Source organism: Lacticaseibacillus suihuaensis, assembly GCF_054785075.1.
In genome coordinates, this window is sequence record NZ_BAAGBJ010000003.1 from 58,805 (window position 1) to 75,802 (window position 16,998).

At 62.4% G+C, this 16,998-nt stretch carries 18 protein-coding genes; 13 read left to right on the forward strand and 5 right to left on the reverse strand.

Translation table 11 applies throughout. The features are described from left to right. Window positions 1-63: 63 nt before the first annotated feature. Window positions 64-798 (reverse strand): MIP/aquaporin family protein, encoded by a 735-nt coding sequence (locus ACYVRZ_RS03925; RefSeq protein ID WP_262314948.1) that lies wholly within the window; start codon window positions 796-798, stop codon window positions 64-66. Window positions 799-966: 168 nt separating this feature from the next. On the opposite strand from ACYVRZ_RS03925, the gene cbpB reads away from it, so the two are divergent. Next, window positions 967-1,452, forward strand: coding sequence for a cyclic-di-AMP-binding protein CbpB (gene cbpB / locus ACYVRZ_RS03930; protein ID WP_262314947.1), 486 nt, complete (start codon window positions 967-969; stop codon window positions 1,450-1,452). A 96-nt stretch (window positions 1,453-1,548) separates the two neighbouring features. Here the strand turns inward: cbpB and ACYVRZ_RS03935 are convergent, their stop codons facing one another. Beyond that, a complete protein-coding gene (locus tag ACYVRZ_RS03935) occupies window positions 1,549-2,436 on the reverse strand; it encodes a DUF368 domain-containing protein (protein ID WP_461225010.1) in 888 nt (295 codons plus the stop codon). Window positions 2,437-2,598: 162 nt separating this feature from the next. Then, entirely contained in the window at window positions 2,599-3,480 is an 882-nt protein-coding gene (locus ACYVRZ_RS03940; protein ID WP_461225274.1) for a mechanosensitive ion channel family protein, read from the reverse strand. A gap of 154 nt (window positions 3,481-3,634) precedes the next feature. On the opposite strand from ACYVRZ_RS03940, the gene ACYVRZ_RS03945 reads away from it, so the two are divergent. From ACYVRZ_RS03945 to ACYVRZ_RS03960, 4 genes are all read left to right on the forward strand, one after another. Further along, window positions 3,635-4,063 (forward strand): DUF948 domain-containing protein, encoded by a 429-nt coding sequence (locus tag ACYVRZ_RS03945; RefSeq protein WP_262314944.1) that lies wholly within the window; start codon window positions 3,635-3,637, stop codon window positions 4,061-4,063. Window positions 4,064-4,085: 22 nt separating this feature from the next. Further along, entirely contained in the window at window positions 4,086-4,577 is a 492-nt protein-coding gene (locus ACYVRZ_RS03950; RefSeq protein WP_461225013.1) for a YtxH domain-containing protein, read from the forward strand. Window positions 4,578-4,811: 234 nt separating this feature from the next. Then, window positions 4,812-5,642 (forward strand): metallophosphoesterase family protein, encoded by an 831-nt coding sequence (locus ACYVRZ_RS03955; RefSeq protein ID WP_461225014.1) that lies wholly within the window; start codon window positions 4,812-4,814, stop codon window positions 5,640-5,642. A gap of 75 nt (window positions 5,643-5,717) precedes the next feature. Then, window positions 5,718-6,026: a hypothetical protein gene (locus tag ACYVRZ_RS03960; protein ID WP_461225015.1), complete on the forward strand. Its 309-nt coding sequence runs from the start codon at window positions 5,718-5,720 to the stop codon at window positions 6,024-6,026. Window positions 6,027-6,076: 50 nt separating this feature from the next. Here the strand turns inward: ACYVRZ_RS03960 and ACYVRZ_RS03965 are convergent, their stop codons facing one another. Together ACYVRZ_RS03965 and ACYVRZ_RS03970 are read right to left on the reverse strand one after the other, a co-directional pair. Beyond that, window positions 6,077-7,072 carry an NAD(P)-dependent oxidoreductase gene (locus tag ACYVRZ_RS03965; protein ID WP_461225017.1) on the reverse strand — a complete coding sequence of 332 codons (996 nt, stop codon included), beginning with the start codon at window positions 7,070-7,072 and terminating at the stop codon, window positions 6,077-6,079. 228 nt (window positions 7,073-7,300) lie between these two features. Next, window positions 7,301-8,287, reverse strand: a complete 987-nt coding sequence (locus ACYVRZ_RS03970) for a helix-turn-helix transcriptional regulator (RefSeq protein WP_461225019.1) — start codon at window positions 8,285-8,287, stop codon at window positions 7,301-7,303. Between the two features lie 578 nt (window positions 8,288-8,865). Here ACYVRZ_RS03970 and efp point away from each other — a divergent pair. The 8 genes from efp (at window position 8,866) to ACYVRZ_RS04010 (ending at window position 16,809) form a co-directional block, all read left to right on the forward strand. After that, the gene (gene efp / locus ACYVRZ_RS03975; protein ID WP_262314938.1) at window positions 8,866-9,423 is read left to right on the forward strand and encodes an elongation factor P; all 558 of its coding nucleotides are present in this window, start codon (window positions 8,866-8,868) and stop codon (window positions 9,421-9,423) included. A gap of 186 nt (window positions 9,424-9,609) precedes the next feature. Further along, entirely contained in the window at window positions 9,610-10,962 is a 1,353-nt protein-coding gene (locus ACYVRZ_RS03980) for a polysaccharide deacetylase family protein (RefSeq protein WP_461225021.1), read from the forward strand. Window positions 10,963-11,035: 73 nt separating this feature from the next. After that, a complete protein-coding gene (locus ACYVRZ_RS03985; RefSeq protein WP_461225023.1) occupies window positions 11,036-11,656 on the forward strand; it encodes a histidine phosphatase family protein in 621 nt (206 codons plus the stop codon). Between the two features lie 8 nt (window positions 11,657-11,664). Continuing rightward, the gene (locus tag ACYVRZ_RS03990; protein WP_461225025.1) at window positions 11,665-12,264 is read left to right on the forward strand and encodes a VanZ family protein; all 600 of its coding nucleotides are present in this window, start codon (window positions 11,665-11,667) and stop codon (window positions 12,262-12,264) included. A gap of 400 nt (window positions 12,265-12,664) precedes the next feature. Continuing rightward, the gene (locus ACYVRZ_RS03995; RefSeq protein ID WP_461225027.1) at window positions 12,665-13,630 is read left to right on the forward strand and encodes an ABC transporter substrate-binding protein; all 966 of its coding nucleotides are present in this window, start codon (window positions 12,665-12,667) and stop codon (window positions 13,628-13,630) included. Between the two features lie 391 nt (window positions 13,631-14,021). Next, a complete protein-coding gene (locus tag ACYVRZ_RS04000; RefSeq protein WP_461225029.1) occupies window positions 14,022-14,987 on the forward strand; it encodes an ABC transporter substrate binding protein in 966 nt (321 codons plus the stop codon). Between the two features lie 111 nt (window positions 14,988-15,098). Further along, entirely contained in the window at window positions 15,099-16,004 is a 906-nt protein-coding gene (locus ACYVRZ_RS04005) for an ABC transporter permease (RefSeq protein ID WP_461225031.1), read from the forward strand. Between the two features lies 1 nt (window position 16,005). Next, complete coding sequence (locus tag ACYVRZ_RS04010) at window positions 16,006-16,809, forward strand: ABC transporter ATP-binding protein (protein ID WP_461225033.1); 804 nt, start codon at window positions 16,006-16,008, stop codon at window positions 16,807-16,809. Window positions 16,810-16,998: the final 189 nt, after the last annotated feature.

Genomic DNA, 16,998 nt, shown 5'->3' on the forward strand with positions numbered 1-16,998 from the left:
GCAATTGCTGCGAGGTGGCGGCGCTTTTTGGGGGCCGCGTGAGGCGTTCGCGCGGCGCCGCGGCTACTTCATGAACACGGTCTTGTACAGCAGGATGGCGGTGATGGCCGCGGCGATCGGCGCGACCACCGGTACCCAGGCGTAGCCCCAGTCCGAGCTGCCCTTGTGGCGCAGCGGCAACAGCTGGTGCAACAGGCGGGGCCCGAGGTCACGCGCCGGGTTCAGGGCCGGGCCGGTCGGGCCACCGAAGCTGGCAACCAGCGTGGCGACCAGAAAGCCCAGCGCCATGTGGGCGGTGCCGAGGTTGTCTTGGAAAAACGGCGCCTTGGTGATGCCCAGTGCCCCGAAGAAGAGAATGAAGGAACCGATGAATTCGTTGATGAAGCCGTTGAGCTTGCTCTTCGTGGCGTTGATGGTGCTGAAGGTCCCCAAGATGTGCTGGGTGTTGGTGGTCAGGTCGTAGTGCGGCTTGTAGGCGGCGACCACCCACAGCTGACCGAACATCGCGCCCAGGAACTGGACGACCAAGTACGGCAGCACTTCCTGCCACGGGAACATGCCGGCCACCGCCAGGCCGATGGTGAAGGCGGGGTTGATGTGGTTGCCCGAGATGCCGCCGATGATCATCGCGGGAATCATGACCCCGGCGCCGTAACCCACGGCGATCAGCATCCAGTCGGAGCCGTTCCCCTTCGTCCCTTTCAGGTCCACGTTGGCCACGGATCCGTTGCCCAGGGCAACCATGATCGCGGTGCCCATGAATTCAGCAATCAGCCGAACTCCTAAATCGTATGTCATTTCGTCTCTCCCTTTACCCGGACTTTCTGAAAATCCGTAATGCACATATTCTACCAATTTATGGAATTATAGGCAAGATTAACGAAGACGTAAAGCTTTTTGCTCACGGGTGCATCGCCCGGCCAATTCCGGTAAAATGAGGGGGTACCCACAAAGAGGAGTGTGCAAATGATCAACAAAGTGATCGATCACATGATGATAGAGAATCGCCAGCACTTCATGATCCCCGGCGAGGTGGTGGCCAGCGTGAACGAGGACAACTCGCTGCGCCACGCGTTTTTGGTTCTGACCAAGGTGCGTTACGCCAAGATTCCGGTGTTGGACCACGACGACCACCTGAAGGGGCTGTTGTCTTTGCCCATGATCACCAACACGATGCTCGGCCTTGACGACCTGAACATCGACCCGCTGGACCGCCTGTGCGTCCGGGACGTGATGGAAACCGACCTGGTGACCGTTGAGGACCCGTACGATGTGGAAAACGTGCTGCACCTGCTGGTCGACAGTCCGTTCCTGCCGGTGGTCCAGGCCGATGGCACCTTCACCGGCATCGTGACGCGCCGCGAGGTCATGAAGGGCATCAACTACATTGGCCACAACATCGACAAGCAATACGCGGTGACCCCACTTGAACAACCGGTTGCCAAGCCCTGACCAGCGGCCCCAGCAACAAGTAACCGCACCGAATTCCAAAACAGCGACCCCCAAACGCCAATTGGCGCGTCAGGGGTCGCTGTTTTGGTCTGAGAATCACGCGTCCGGCCGGTCCAAAAACAGGGTGGCGACGATGCCCAAGGCCCCGGCCACGCCGCACTGAAGCGCGGCGGCCAGCCAGTGGGGCGGCCAGGCCGGGGCGATGCCGGTTTGCACCAGAATCACGACGGCGGCGCAGACAATGCCTGAGACCGTCCAGTAAACCAGCGCCTCAAACCGCGCGAGCAGCCAGGCCATCAGCCGCGCCACCGCCAGTAGGCCGACGGCGGCGCCGAGGGCAAAGGGCACAAGCAGCGCGACGCTGGCAGTGGCCTGGCCAAAGCCGGCCCAGTCGCCGGCGACCGCGGCGCGAGCCGCCGTGCCCAGCTGCCCTACCGCGTTGTAGACGGTGCCGTACTGGTCGATCACCATCAGCATGATCGAGCCGGAAATGCCAGGAATGGCCATCAGCGCCACGGAAAAGGCGCCGGCCCAAAGCATCGTGAAGAAGTCCCCGGCGCCACGCAGCATGGGAATCGCAATCAGGGCCGTCGTGTCGCCTTCGCCCAGCCGCGCCAGCCCGTAGATGGCGGCAAAGCCGGCGATCGCCAGCAGCGGGTGCCAGGCGGCAAAGGGGATTTGGCGGCACTTGCGCCACACGAACGGCGCGATGCCCAGCACCAACCCGGTGAAGAAGGCGTAGGCCAGAAGTGGCCACGCCGCGGTGGCGGCGAGGATGGCCTTGGTCGACAGGAGAATGCCCAAAGCCGCCCCCAGTCCCACCGGCACCAGCAGTCGCAGGTGGCGCCGCGGGTCGTCGCGGAAGTGGTTGAGGGCGGCGAGCAGCCGGTCGTACAAACCGACCACGACGGCGAAAATGCTGCCGGAGAGCCCGGGAATCACCAGGGCGATGCCGATGAAGGCACCTTTGATCAAGTTACGCATAGTTGTCCTTTCACGGGGGTTGGCGAGGGAAGGGCGACAAAAAACGAGGGGGTTGTCTGAGATTGAGGCAGCGGCTTAGCGGCATGGTCGGCCTGGGCCGCCGCGCTGTGCTGCAGTCAGGACTGGCGCAGCCGTTGGACCTGGCCGGGGCTGCGGCAGGTGCTACTGCTGGGGGTGTGGCACCGTGGCGGTCGGCAGCACGATGCCGGCGTCGGTCAAAGCCTGGCTGTAGGCGGCCAGAAAGTCGCGCTGGACCGCCAGTTGCTGCCCGTTTTGGACGAACATCAGGACCTGGTAGGAGAAGGTGCCGTCACCGTTGTCGGTCAGCCCCAAGACATCCGGGCCGCTCTTGATTTCCTTGTGGGTCGGCACCAGCTTGCGGTTGACCGCGTCGATCACCGCGTCGACCTTGGCAAAGTCGGTGTCCGGCCGCATCGGCAGCCTAACTAGCGCCTGCATGTTGCTCCGCGACAGGTTTGAGACAATGCTGATGTTGCGGTTGGGGATGTAGTTGATCGTGCCGTTGAAGCTTTGCACGATGGTCGTTCGCAGCCCGACGCTGGTCACTTTGCCCGAAATCGCGCCGAGCGTGACGGAATCGCCGACGTCGAACTGGCCCTCGAGGATGATGAAAATGCCGGTCACCACGTCGGACACGAAGCCTTGCGCCCCCAGGCCCAAGGCGATGCCGACCACGCCGGCGCCGGCGATCAAGGTGCCGACGGGAACGCCGAGGGTGGATAAGACGGCGTATAGATAGAAGAACAGCACCAGGTACGAGAAAGCGTTGCGCGTCAGGGTGTGCATGGTGTCGACGCGCGTCGGGGTCAGCCGGCTGCGGTCCTTGTAGGTCTTGAAGCCGCGGTTGACCAGTCGCTTGCCGAGGCTGTTGATCAGCCAAAACAGCAGGGTGAACAGCACCAGCTGAACCACCACGGACACGACGCGGTCCAAGACGCCGTCCCAGTTGATGTTTTGAACATAGCGCAGGAAGAGGTTAGTCTGCTGCGTGAGGTCTTTGGCCTGAGCTAGAAAAATCACAATTAATCGCTCCAATCTTTCCTTAGTGTACCAAACCGGGCAGTTGCCGACCACTGACCAAAGGAAATCTTGGGAAAATCCCGCAAGCGTTTGCGGCGGTATAGTAATGATGATATTCTTAGGGTATCGGGCTTAAAGCCAGTGAGGAGGGTGTTGCATGTCAGGAGCAGAAGTTGCCGGCGTGATCGCGGCCGTTGCGTTACTGGTCATCGCGCTGGCCATCGCGATCGTCGCAATCCGGCTGTCGGCGGTCACCAAGGAAATCAAAAATACGGTGGCGGAGGTCAACCAGACGCTCGCCACGGTCAACGGGGAAATCAAGCCGCTGACCAATGAAGTCGAAGCATTGCTAACGAAATCCAACACGCTGCTCAACGACGTGAACGGCAAGGTGGCCGCGGTCGATCCGGTGTTCACCGCGATCGGCGAGCTCGGCGAGTCGGTGTCCGACCTGAACTCGGCCACGCGCAACCTGACCGAAAAAGTCGCAGGGGGCGTCCAAAACACCGCGAAGGTCACCGCCGCCGCCAAGGTTGGCAAGATGGCGATGTCGATGCTGAAGAAAAAAGAGTCCAAGAAGGATTAGACACGTTTAAGGAGGGTTTCACATGTCAAAGAAGAGTCACTTTTTGTTAGGGTTCGTGCTTGGCGCCGCCAGCTCGCTGGCCGCCACCTACCTCTTGACCCCGCAGACCAGTTCGGATTTGAAGAAGAAGTTCGCGACCACCAAGGATGACTTGGCCGACCGGGCGGCGGATTACTACGATTACGCCAAGGATGCGACGGCCGAGTGGCGCGATTCCGCCACGGCCCTGGTGGCTGACCTGAAGGCCAAGGCCCAAAAGCCCGAGGACGCGGTGGCCAACTACGACCAGGCCACGGCCTCTTTGAAAGATCAGCTGACGGCGGTGCCGGAAGTCGGCGGCAACGACGACTTCGACGACATCGTGCTGGACGGCAAGAGTGCCTTCGCCCAGGCCAAAGACCAGGCGGATGCCCCGGTGGCCGACGCCGAGGGACCGGAGCTGCAGGCCGCAGACGAGCCGGATATCCCGGTCGACGCGGATGAACCGGCCGCAGACGAAGATACAAAAGACTAAGCGCGACACGCATTAGCCACCGCGGCGAAGCCGACGGTGGCTTTTTGATACTCAGAGCGAAGCCGAGCGGGTATCGCCGGACGGGTAGTGTCGGGTTTGGGCGTTTGGCCCGACCTTGGCCCGGTGACCGCCCTAAGCTAGCCGCTGCGGCGTCGCTCGCCGACCCAGCGGAAAGCGGGACGGGTAGTTAGCGCCGCATCCTCGATCGGGTCGCGGTGAGACAGGAGGACGAACATGACGACATTGGCGGTGATTTCGGATGTGCATGGCAACCAGACGGCGCTGGCCGCGGTGCTGCAAGACGCCAAGGCGCAAGGTGCGACGCAAATCTGGCTGTTGGGGGACCTCTTTTTGCCCGGGCCCGGCGCGGCCGGATTGTTCGCGCTGCTGGCGCAGTACCACGTGCGTTACGCCGTGCGAGGCAACTGGGAGGACATTTTTCTCAAGGGGTTGACCAATCATTACCAAGACACCGCCAAGCACCGCTACTTCACGGGGTTGGCTCGCCACGTCGCGGCCCGGCTGAGTGCGGCCCAGCTCGCTGCTTTGCCGGCCCTGCCGATGCAGGCGGCGGCGCAGCTGGGTGGGTTGACCTTCAGTCTGACGCACAACCAGCCGGGCAAAAATTACGGGCAGGCGCTGGTACCGGCCGGTTCGCAGGCCAATTTTGACGCGCTGGTGCCGGATGCGGCCGATGTGGCGCTGTACGGCCACACCCACCACCAGATAATTCGCTACACCAGCCGCGAGCAGCTGGTGCTCAATCCCGGCACCGTGGGCATGCCGGTGTTCAACTGGCCGCACCACCCCTTCGATCACCGGGCCCAATACGCGCTGCTCACAGTCGCCGACGGGATGATCGACCAGCTGACGCTGCGCAAGGTCGACTACGACATCGCGCAGGAGGCGGCGCTGGCCCGGCAGGTCAACCTGCCTTACCTCGAGCTGTACCTGGATCAGCTGACGACGGGGCGCATTCACACTTACGACACGGTCAACCAGGAGCGGTTGACCGCCTGGTACGCCGCCCATCCAGGGGCAGACGGTGGCGCAACTCAATCCTAAGACCGATGGGTTCACGACTCACTTTTGGTACCATAAGCGTAATGAATCGGTGCGTGACCAAAAGGGGGGAGTCGAATGACACAGACACAGACGCTGGTGGCCAGTCGCGAGGCCGTGATGGCCGCCGTGGCCGCCCAGGCGCCGCGCCTTTTGGTCGATGCCCAGGCCGTGCCGGAGCTCGCCGTGTTGGTTGGGGTGCAGGGTCCGGCGGCGGCCAGCTGCACCGAGGCGAACGTCGGCCAGCTGCTGGCCCAAAGCGGCGTCGGCCCCCTGTGGCGCTATGTCCTGCTGCGGGGCTGGGGGGCGGCCGCCGTGGTGGCCGTGCTGACCCAGTACCGACTGGTGGCCGCCGACCTTGACGTGGTGACGTTGACGCGGCACTAGCGCATTGGCGAAAAACCGTGCGGGAAAATTTTCCGCACGGTTTTTTGCGCTTAATCGCCGGTCACAAGCAAGGCGCTGGTGCCGCGGTCGGCCAGCTCGTGGAGGCAGTCCAGCGCGGTGTCTACCATGCTTTGCACGGCGGTCTGGGTGTAATAGGCGATGTGGGGCGACAGCAAGACGTTCGGCTGGGCCAACAGGGCCTGCCACTGCGGGTCCCGGAAGTGGCCGCGGTGGCTTAGTGCAAGCAGGTCTTGCGTTTCGTTCTCGTAGGTGTCGATGCCGGCGCCGCCGAGCTGGCCGCTGGCCAAGGCCGACACCAGCGCCTTGGTGTCGACCAGGTTGGGCCGGCCGGTGTTGATCAAAATGGCGCCGGGACGCATGGTCGCAAGCGCCGCCGCATCGATCAGGTGGTGGTTGGCGGCGGTACCCGGCACGTGCAGGCTCACGATATCGCTTTGGGCCAGCAGCTGCGAAAGCGGCACCGGCGTGTGGGTGAGCCCGGGCAGCTGGGCATCGTGGGTGTCGTGGGTCAGCACGTTGGCGCCAAAACCGTTGAGCAGGCCGATCAGCTTGCGGCCGATGCGACCGGTGCCGACGACGCCGACGGTGCAGCTGTTGAGCTCGCGGCCGAGGTGGGTGGTGGCCTCCTGGTAGCGGTCGGCCTGCAGGTCTTGTTGCACCCGGCCGGTGTGGCGCAGCAGGTACAGCATGTCGGCGATGGCGAACTCGGCGATGGCGGCCGGGGAGTAGGCCGGCACATTGGTGATGGCGACGCCGTGCTGGGCAGCCGCGGCGAAGTCCACATTATCGGTGCCGGTGTTGCGCAGCGCCAGGGTCGTGATGCCTTGCGCCGCAAGCCCCGCAAAGACGCCGGGGACGTAAGGCACGGTTTGAAAACAGGTGACGGCCTGGGCGCCTTGGGCCCAGCCAACCGTCTCGGTTGTGAGAAGCTCGGGGTACAGGTCAAGCGCGTCGCCTGTCCGGGCGGCCCACTTGGCGAAATAGGGGCGTTCCGACGGGCGAACGCCGAAAGCGGCGATTCTCATCTGGTCAAGTCCTTTCGATCGGGAGATAGAACCCTAAGCTTACCACTTTCACACCAAAAATGGCACCGCTTTCCGCAATTTTTAGCAATCGCTTTCAATCCATCATCACAAAAACGCACCGGGTGACCGGTGCGTCAATGGTATCTGTACTGTTTTTGAGTCAACGGGCGGTGATTGCGTCCTGTGTACCATCCTCACCTAAGCAGGTTGCGCAGCGCGTCGCCGCCGTCAGATTTCGAAGTGCGGGTCGCCCGATAGCGTGTCGTGGTAGAGGTCGTTCATCTCGCCGACCGTGCGGGTCAGCTCGGCGACAAGGCTTGGCGGCGTCAGCAGCTTGGCCATGTTGCCCTGGCTGAGCAACCACATTTTGAAGGCCTCGGCATACACCGTGGCCTGAATCGTGACCTTGTGGTGCTGCGCGTCTTGGGTGATGATGCTCGCAGTTGGCAGCCAATCAAGCGCCGCGTCCGGGCGCCCCCAAAAGTCGAAGGTCACCGTCACCCGTGGTCCCCCCGCCATGATCGGCAGGTAGCGCCGCAGCTCGCCTTCCGGGTAGCGGCTGGCGTAGCCGTTGGCCTGACCGTCCTCCGACCGCAGCCGGTAGTCTTGAATCCGGTCGAAGCGGTAGAACCGCTCGAGACCGCGTTCCTGGTCGACGGCGATCAGGTAGAAGTAGTGGTCGGAGAAAAAAATCGCCTTGGGTGCGACCAGAACGCTTGATTCCTTGCCGTTGCGTGAGCGGTAGCTGAGCAGCACGGTCTGGCCGCGGGTGATGATCAGGCTGAACTGCCAGATCAGGCCGGTCAGCGGCTGGTTGTGGTGCAGCGGCAGGTAGTTGAACACCTCGTTTTGAATCACGCGGTTGATCACGCGCCGCTCGCTTGGCAGCGCCGTCTGAAGCAGGTTGGCGATCAAGGCCTTGGCCTCTTCCGTGTTCAAGGCGCGACTGGCCAGCAGGATTTTGATCAAAACCACCAGCTGGGCGGAGTTCAGCTCGCTGGCGCCGGACTGAAGCTCAAAGGCGTGGGTTCGCTGGTTGTACTGAACCTCAAAGGCGACCTCCTCGTGGTCGAATAAGGCGTTGAGCTGGCTGATATCACGCTGGATCGAGCGCTCCGTCACCGCAAAGTGTTTGCTGAGTTGCTGCTTGTTCAGCGGCACGTGACGAAGCAGGTGCAGTAAAATGTAGACCTGACGGTAGGCACTGTTCGCCATCAATCATTCCCCCTGATCCGTAAGACACGTCAATAAGAGTAAACTTCTGCTAAGTTTATTTTACCCTTTGCGTAGACAACGTGCGTCTAGCCGAAAAAATAATCATTTGTTTGCGCAACCATCACTGCCAAAGCCGCCATACCAATGGCGACGCACGGGCTGGTGCTTGGGGCCAAGGGCAGGCCCCAAGCACCAGCCCTACGCTAAGCGTTCCGCTAAACGCGTCGCTGCCTAAACGGGCTCCGCGCCGCACCGCCGCCGCGTCCAGCTGAGGCCGCCGCTCGGGGCAAGGACCGCCCCAACCGTCGCCCTTGCGCTGGTCGTTCCGCTAAACGCGTCGCTGCGCCCTCTGCCCCTAGTCAAGCCCCGAGCTTTACGGTAGAATGAGCAAAGGACGTTCGCCGACAGGCACTAAGGAGCTGACCCGCATGTTTATTTTCTTTTCCGCGCTTGGCCATGCGCTGGTCATGCCGCTGCCGCCACCGGCATCAGCGATTCGGCAGTAGCCACAATTGTTCGCCCGTTGTCGGGCATGACCGAGCCCATGCGGCTCACACACACAAATAAGGAGTATTCCAATGACCGAAGCAGTTGATTTACGTGCAGGGATGACATTCGTTGAAGACGGTAAGCTGATCAAGGTGCTTGAATCCAACCACCACAAGCCGGGCAAGGGCAACACCCTGATGCAGCTCAAGCTGTACGACGTTCGCGCCGGCAGCACCGTTCAGACCACCAAGCGGCCGAGTGAAAAAATCGAGCTGGCCGTCCTCGAAGACAAGCCGGCGCAGTACCTTTACACCCAAGACACCCTGGCCTACTTCATGGACCTGGCGACTTACGAGCAGTACGAGCTGCCGACCGAAAGCATCGAAGAGGAGCTCAAGTACCTGCTTGAAAACACCCAGGTCAACATCGAGTTCTACGGCAGCGAAGTGATCGGCATCACGCTGCCGACCACCGTTGAGCTGACCGTCACCGAGACCCAGCCTTCGATCAAGGGCGGCTCCGTGACCGGCGGCGGCAAGCCGGCGACGCTTGAAACCGGCCTGGTGGTCAACGTGCCGGACTTCATCCAAAACGGCGAAAAGCTGATCATCAACACGCAAAACGGTACGTACCAAAAACGCGCCTAAGCGAATCTATGTGATTTTATCAACGGTCGCGCCTGCAGGGGCGGCCGTTTTTGTGTGGTCAGGCGCCGGTAGTGCCGGTCTCATCGAATCCTAATCGGGTCTTACAGCAACGTTATGTTTGCGCCGACCAATTCCTGTATACTAAGGGTGGAGAAGCTAGGGCTCGGGCCCGGAACGGAGAAGCGAATGAGACAGTTAAAGTACCAGAGACGGCGGCGTCATCTGGGTTGGGTGATTGGCATTGTGACAGTTGTGGTGGCGGCGATCGCGGCGACCGGCGGCTTTTGGCTGTGGCGGCAGCAGCGCGACGCCAAGGCCCCGCGGCAGCTGAACGCGGCGGTCGCGGCGGCCAAAAAGGCCCATCAAGGCAGTGTGGTGACGCGCCAGACCAAGGCCGGCAAGGTGATCTACCTGATGCCGGATGGGATTGAGAAGCCGGCGCCGGCGGTCGTGGCGGCCGCCGCCCGGACGCTGGCGGCGCTGCCCCAAGGCGCGACGACCAAAACCGCGGTGGTGACGGTGACCCTGCGTGGGGTGCCGTACGGCCTGGCAAGCCTTGACGTGGCCGGCAAGGGCTACGGGGTGGTGGCTCACCGGCTCGCCGCGGTGGCCAAGAAGGCCACGGACCTGGCGACGGTGACCATGGCCACCGGCCAGCCGGCGACGTTGCACCAGCTGGTCGACACCGACCCGGCGCGTCGTGCGATCAACTACCAGGCCAGGCAGGTGCTGGCCAACAACAAGCAGCTGAGCGACGCGGCGCTGACGGCGGTGTTGACCCAGCCCTTGTTGGCCGACCTCAACGCGCAAAACTTCACGCTGACGCCCAAAGCCCTGACCATTTTGGATGCCCAAAGCCGGCCGGTGGCCGCGGTGCCGCTGACGCGCATCGCCCAGTTCATGAAGGGGGGTCGCGCCAAGGAGCAGCCGGGCAAGGTAATCGCGTTGACCTTCGATGACGGCCCCAACCCGACGCTGACGCCGCAGATTCTCGCGGCACTCCACCGGGCCGGCGCCAAGGCGACGTTTTTCATGCTGGGGTCGGGTATTCACGACTACCCCCAGGCGGCCAAGGCGGTGGCCGCAAGCGGTAACGAAATCGGCATTCACACTTACGACCACCAGTACCTGCCGGGCCTCAGCGTGACGGCCGGGCTGGATCAGGTTTACGGCAAAATGACCCAGACTTACTACCACACCTTCGGCACCCTGCCGACGCTGCTTCGGCCGCCGTACGGGGCGATCAGCAAGCAGCTGGCCGCCGCCGAGGACCTGCCGGCGATTCAGTGGACCACCGACTCGCAGGACTGGGAGTCCAAAAACGCCGGCGCCATTTTGAACCGCATTCGGTCGACGGCCTACGCCGGCGGCATCGTGCTGATGCACGACATTCAGCCGGCCACCGCCCAGGCGCTGCCGAGCGTGATTCGAACGCTGCGCGGCCAGGGCTACCGCTTCGTGACGGTCAGCGAACTGCTCGGGGGCCGGCTCTTGCCGGGCCACCAGTACTTCGGCCGCGGCGACGAGCGGCCGGTGTGATGCCTGCCGGTACCCGACGCGCAGACAAGCAACTGAGCCACGCCTTGTGACGGCGGCTCGAAAGGACAGCGACATGACGGAATTTTACTTGGTGCGGCACGGGGAAACCACGGTCAATCAGGCACATCAGTTCAACGGCGGCCTGTCCGATGGGCCGCTGACGGCGGCCGGGGTCGCCGGGGCTCAGGCGGTCGGGACCAGGCTGGCCCAGCACCACTTCACGCAGGTTTTGACCTCCAGCATGCCGCGGGCGCTGGCCACGACCGACTTGATTATGGCGGCCAACGCCTTTGCCTCGACGACGCCGGTGCAACCGGTGGCGGCGCTGCGGGAGATGGTTCTCGGTGACTGGGACGGTCGCACCGGCGACGAAATCGCCGCCCCACAAGACATCGCCACTTACTTCCACGACCCGCTGGCCTTCGATAAGACGGTCGCCGACCGCATTCACGCCGAGCACTACGCAAGCGTTCGCCGCCGCATCCAGACGGTGATCGCCACCGCCTTTGCGGCGCATCCGACCGGCCGCATCCTGGTGGTGGGACACGGCATCGTGTTCCTGCTTTTGATGAACGCGCTGATGAACCGGCCGCTGAGTGCGGCGCGTCAGCAGCGCATCCTGCAAAACGCAACGGTGACGAAGCTGGTGACGCGAAACGGCCGGGACTTCACCGAGCTTTATCGCGACCGGTAGGAGGCCCGATGATAATTCAGATGGACAACGGCCAGACGTTTGTCGCATCGGTCGCGTTGGTGCCGGGACCACTGCTGTGGCTGATAGTCGGCGGCGGCGTGGCACTTCTGGTTCTTGTCTGGCAGCTGGGGCGACAGCGACTGCAGCCGCTGCGCTACGCGGCGACGGCGCTTCTCTGCCTGTACTTGGCGCTGCTTGCGGAAGTGACATTGTTTCCTATCCGGCTCTTTGCTTGGGGAGCACCGGTGTACGCTCGCGGCTTGGGGCACCAGGTCGGCGGCAGCAACCTGGCGCTCGGCAGACTGTGGGATTACAATGCCGATCAGATTGTCGGTAACCTGATCATGCTGGCGCCTTTGGCCTTCTTCCTGGCGCTGCTGTGGGCGCGGCTGGCCCGGTGGCAGACGAACCTCGCCGCGTGTTTTGCCGCAAGTCTTGCCATCGAGCTGCTGCAACTGGTGATGAATGTGACCTATCTGGGCAACCGGGCGTTCGACGTCAACGACCTGCTGCTCAACACGCTGGGTAGCCTGGCGGGGTATGTAGCTTATCGGCTGCTGGCGCTGGGTTGGCCGCGGCTGGTGGCGGGGGTGCGGCGCAAAGCGTGAGCGCGGGGATGGGAGTGGCCAACCTCGGCCAGCCGTCCCGCCAGGCCGGTGCTGCTGCGCCTTCAAAATTAATTTTTGGATAAGGGTTGACATTTTTTTCTAATGCGCGTATTGTTCTCACCATACCAGTTCAAGGAGTGTTGATGATGACAAGATTAATTCCAACACAACTGAATAACGCGTATTACTACGGCTATTACGGATAGCGGTTTGTGTCTGGGGATGCAAACCGCGCGCAGGTTTGCATCCATATGGTCGTAGCATTTCAACATGCAATCGATGGCCACGTGGATGAGCGAATACTCTCCATGTGGCCCTTTCTTTTCCGGAAAAGTCTGCGGTCACGGGGGGTGTTCATCCCGTGGCCGTTTTATTTCGGGCAAAGAAGAGGAGTTTTATCATGAAGCTGAAGAAAATCGCACTGAGTCTCGCCACCGTTGCCGCCGCCTTGAGCCTTGCCGCCTGCGGCAAGAAGCAGGCCGCAGACAAGAACACCGTCAAGATTGGCATCCTGCAGCTGATCGACCAAAGCGCTTTGAACGCCGCGCGGAAGGGCTTCACCGAGGAGCTCGCCGCCGCCGGCTACAAGGGCAAGAAGGTGCAGATCGATTACGTCAACGCGCAAGGCGACCAGGCCAACCTGAAGTCGATGAGCCAGCAGCTGGCCAAGGACGGCAACGTCTTGAACCTGGCGATCGCGACCCCGGCGGCCCAGGCGCTGCAAAAAGAGGACGCCAAGACGCCGATGCTCTTCACCGCCGTCACCGACCCCAAGGCCGCGGGGCTGGTCTCCGATGTTGACGCACCGGACCTGAACGCGACGGGCGTCACCGACGCCGTGGATGTCGCCGGCCAGATCGACTTCACCCACAAGCTGTTCCCGAAGGCCAAGCGCATCGGGCTGCTCTACAACGCCGCCGAGGAGAACTCGGTGGTCCAGATTGCCCAGGCTAAAAAGGAGCTGAAGAAGCTGGGCCTCAAGGCGGTGGTCAAGACCGCGGCGACGACCAACGACGTGCAACAGGCCGCAGAGGCCTTGGCCAAGCAGTCCGACGCGATTTACATTCCAACCGACAACGTGGCCGCGGCCGCGATGCCAACCATCGGCAAGGTCTCCGAGGCGACCAAGGTGCCGGTGGTCAACGCCGACGCGACGATGATCAAAACCGGCGGTGTGGCGACGCAGGGCATCAACTACGAGGACCTCGGGCGGCAGGCGGCCAAGCTGGCCATCAAGATCATCAAGGGCAAGAAGGTGAAAGACCTCGCCGTTGAGGCCCCGGCCAAGACGTCTTTGGTCACCAACAAGCACCGCATGCAGCTGTTCAACCTGACCCAGGCGCAGGTTGAGGCGGCCGCCGAGTAACCCCGTGTCCCACTTTCTCCTGATCCGAAGCACCGTGCGAAAGATTTGGCCTTGACATGAGAAAATTATGAGTGTATTCTCGTAAACATACCAGAACGACTGGTAATGTCAAAGGAGTGTTGACGATGAACCAAGCAATGCCAACACAACTGAATCGCGCCTTTTTCGCCGGCTTTTTCTTCGGATAGCGGTCCGCATCCCCGATGGATGTGAACCGCGGTTCACATCCATGAGGCCGGCGCAGTTAAATGTGCAATCAACCGCCACATGGATTAACACAATCCATGTGGCCTTTCTTTTTCCGGAAAAAATCGATGGCCAGCCACGTGGAATTGTGTCCCCGTGGCTGGCTGTTTTTTGTCAGTCAGACAACTCAGGAGGAAGAAATATCATGAAGATGACCAAAGTTTTGACCGGGGTGGCTGCCGCCGCCATGCTGATGACGCTCGCCGCTTGCGGCAAGAAGGCGCAGGCCGACGACGGCACCGTGCGTATCGGGGTGTTGCAGCTGATCGACCAAACCGCGTTGACCGACGCGCGGCAGGGCTTCACCCAGGCGCTGGCCAAGGCTGGCTACAAGGGCAAGAAGGTCCAGATCGATTACGTCAACGCGCAAGGCGACCAGGCCAACCTGAAGACGATGAGCGAACGCCTGGCCAAGGACGACAACGACGTCAACTTGGCGATCGCCACCCCGGCGGCCCAGGCGCTGCTCAAGGAAGACAACCAGACGCCGATGGTCTTCACCGCCGTCACCGACCCCAAGGCGGCCGGGCTGGTCGATGACCTCAAGGCCCCGGACAAGAACGTCACCGGCGTCGTCGACCTAGTCGACATTCCCGCCCAGATCAGCTACATGCACAAGCTCTTCCCCAAGGCCAAGACGGTCGGCATGATCTACAACGCCGCCGAGCAAAACTCGATTGTCCAGGTCCAGGCCGCCGAGAAGGCCGCCAAGAAACTGGGGCTCAAGGTGACCAAGCGAACCGTCGCCTCGACCAACGACGTGCAGCAGGCGATGGAGTCCCTGGCCGGCTCAAGCGACGTGATCTACGCGCCGACGGACAACACCGTCGCCGCCGCAATGGCCACGGTCGGCAAGGTGTCTTTGGCCAAAAAGGTGCCGGTGGTGCCGGCGGCCTCGACCATGGTTGAAGACGGCGGCGTCGCCAACATCGGCATCGACTACAAGGAACTGGGGCGCCAAACCGGCCGGCTGGCCGTGAAGATCCTGCGCGGCCAAAAGGTCAAGAAGCTGGCCGTCGAGGCGCCGGCCAAGGTCACCGTGATCAAGAACGAGAAGATGATGAAGGCGTTCGGCATCACCGCGCAAGACGCGGCCAACGCCGCTAAGTAAGGTTTCGGCTCTCAGGCGCTGCGGCGGCGACGGGGTCGCACTCGGATCACCACACAACGCTACTCACCCGGTGCAGCACTGCGCCGGCCCATTATTGGAGGACAAGGCACAATGGATATTTTGATCTCAAGTGTTTCGCAGGGCCTGCTGTGGTCCGTCATGGCCATCGGCGTCTACCTGACGTTCCGCATTCTGGACATCGCCGACATGACCGCCGAAGGGAGCTTCCCGCTGGGGGCCGCCATCACCGCCCATGCGCTGGTGTCGGGGGTCGGCCCGATTGCGGCCACGCTGCTCGGCGCCGGTGGCGGCGCCTTGGCCGGCCTGGTGTCCGGCATCTTGCACACCAAGTTCAAGATTCCAGACTTGTTGACCGGGATTTTGACCATGACCGGGCTGTACTCCGTCAACCTGTTCGTCATGGGGCAGGCCAACGTGTCGCTGCTCGCCAACGTCAAGACGGCCTTTTCCCTAGTTGACCTCGGTGACAGCACTTGGGACACGATTCTGGTGGGGGCCGTGGTGGTCGCCATCGTGATTGTGGCCTTGGTCTACTTCTTCAACACCGAAATGGGCCTGGCCGCCCGGGCGGTGGGGGACAACCAGGCGATGAGCGCGGCCAACGGCATCAACAACGACACGATGAAGATCATCGTCTACATGGTGTCTAACACCTTGATCGCGCTGAGCGGCAGCCTGATGGCCCAGACCAATGGCTACGCGGACATCTCGATGGGGATCGGCACCTTGGTGATTGCGCTGGCCGCCATCATCATCGCCGAGATTCTGGTGCGGAACCTCAGCTTCGGGGCCCGGCTGGTCACCATCATCGTCGGCGCCGTCATCTACCGCCTGATCATCGCCTGGGTGCTCGACATGGGCGTCGACCCGAACGCCTTGCGCCTGTTCTACGCCCTGATGCTGGCCGTGTTCCTAGCCCTGCCGCTGGTCCAAAAGGGGCTGGTGCAGTGGCGCGAACGGCGCGAAAACAAGGCCCGGATGGCCAAGGAGGATTAGCATGAAAGCCTTAGAAGTCAAGCAGCTGCACCAGTACTTCGAAAAGGGAACGGTCAACGAAAACCACGCGCTCAAGGGCATCGACCTGACGCTTGACCCCGGCGATTTCGTCGCGATCATCGGCGGTAACGGGGCCGGCAAGTCGACGCTGCTCAACTCGGTGGCCGGCTCGATTCCCGTCACCCACGGCCAGGTTCGCATCGCCGGCAAGGACGTCACCTACCAAGGCGTGGCCAAACGCGCCAAGCTGATCGCCCGGGTCTTTCAAGATCCCAAGGCCGGCACGGCCCCGCGGCTGACCGTCGAGGAGAACCTGTCTTTGGCCCTCAAGCGCGGTCAGTGGCGCAATTTCTGGGCCGGCGGCGTCAAGCGGCGCGACCGCGACTTGTTCCGGCAAAAGCTCGCCAGCCTGGGCCTGGGGCTGGAGGACCGGCTGACCGCCGAAATCGGCCTGCTGTCCGGCGGTCAGCGCCAGGCGGTGACGCTTTTGATGGCGACGCTGCAGGCACCGGAGCTGTTGCTTTTGGACGAACACACCGCGGCGCTTGATCCGCAGACCAGCGCGACGGTGATGGCGCTGACCGAGCAGCTGGTCGCCGCACAACACATCACCACGCTGATGATCACCCACAACATGCAAGACGCGCTGCGCTACGGCAACCGCCTGATCATGCTCGATCACGGTCGCATCGCCGTGGATCTCAAGGGCCCCGAAAAAGAGGGCTTGACCGTCGCCGACCTGATGCGCCTGTTCAAGGCCCAAAGCGGCGCGGAGCTGAGTGACGACGCGGTGCTGTTGAGCTAGCCCAATCGAATCAGCCTATGAACCGTCGGGAATGCCACCCGGCGGTTTTTTGGTGCCGAATTAGATAGGCCCTAATCAAATAACGCGACGGCTGGGGCAGGTCCGAGGCGAGTTGCGATGAGGCCGCGCTTTGATCAACTTTTTCAACCAATCCGCCGACATTAAACAACAATTGACTTGTCGGCCTGC

Excerpts from the sequence above, each read along its gene's own strand:
- ACYVRZ_RS03995 (WP_461225027.1), top strand. The coding sequence starts at position 12,665 with ATGAAGCTGAAGAAAATCGCACTGAGTCTCGCCACCGTTGCCGCCGCC.
- ACYVRZ_RS03985 (WP_461225023.1), top strand. The coding sequence starts at position 11,036 with ATGACGGAATTTTACTTGGTGCGGCACGGGGAAACCACGGTCAATCAG.
- ACYVRZ_RS04005 (WP_461225031.1), top strand. The coding sequence starts at position 15,099 with ATGGATATTTTGATCTCAAGTGTTTCGCAGGGCCTGCTGTGGTCCGTC.
- ACYVRZ_RS03970 (WP_461225019.1), bottom strand. The coding sequence starts at position 8,287 with ATGGCGAACAGTGCCTACCGTCAGGTCTACATTTTACTGCACCTGCTT.
- ACYVRZ_RS03950 (WP_461225013.1), top strand. The coding sequence starts at position 4,086 with ATGTCAAAGAAGAGTCACTTTTTGTTAGGGTTCGTGCTTGGCGCCGCC.
- ACYVRZ_RS03925 (WP_262314948.1), bottom strand. The coding sequence starts at position 798 with ATGACATACGATTTAGGAGTTCGGCTGATTGCTGAATTCATGGGCACC.
- ACYVRZ_RS04010 (WP_461225033.1), top strand. The coding sequence starts at position 16,006 with ATGAAAGCCTTAGAAGTCAAGCAGCTGCACCAGTACTTCGAAAAGGGA.
- ACYVRZ_RS03960 (WP_461225015.1), top strand. The coding sequence starts at position 5,718 with ATGACACAGACACAGACGCTGGTGGCCAGTCGCGAGGCCGTGATGGCC.
- ACYVRZ_RS03945 (WP_262314944.1), top strand. The coding sequence starts at position 3,635 with ATGTCAGGAGCAGAAGTTGCCGGCGTGATCGCGGCCGTTGCGTTACTG.
- ACYVRZ_RS03935 (WP_461225010.1), bottom strand. The coding sequence starts at position 2,436 with ATGCGTAACTTGATCAAAGGTGCCTTCATCGGCATCGCCCTGGTGATT.
- ACYVRZ_RS03965 (WP_461225017.1), bottom strand. The coding sequence starts at position 7,072 with ATGAGAATCGCCGCTTTCGGCGTTCGCCCGTCGGAACGCCCCTATTTC.
- ACYVRZ_RS03955 (WP_461225014.1), top strand. The coding sequence starts at position 4,812 with ATGACGACATTGGCGGTGATTTCGGATGTGCATGGCAACCAGACGGCG.
- efp (WP_262314938.1), top strand. The coding sequence starts at position 8,866 with ATGACCGAAGCAGTTGATTTACGTGCAGGGATGACATTCGTTGAAGAC.
- cbpB (WP_262314947.1), top strand. The coding sequence starts at position 967 with ATGATCAACAAAGTGATCGATCACATGATGATAGAGAATCGCCAGCAC.
- ACYVRZ_RS04000 (WP_461225029.1), top strand. The coding sequence starts at position 14,022 with ATGAAGATGACCAAAGTTTTGACCGGGGTGGCTGCCGCCGCCATGCTG.
- ACYVRZ_RS03990 (WP_461225025.1), top strand. The coding sequence starts at position 11,665 with ATGATAATTCAGATGGACAACGGCCAGACGTTTGTCGCATCGGTCGCG.
- ACYVRZ_RS03980 (WP_461225021.1), top strand. The coding sequence starts at position 9,610 with ATGAGACAGTTAAAGTACCAGAGACGGCGGCGTCATCTGGGTTGGGTG.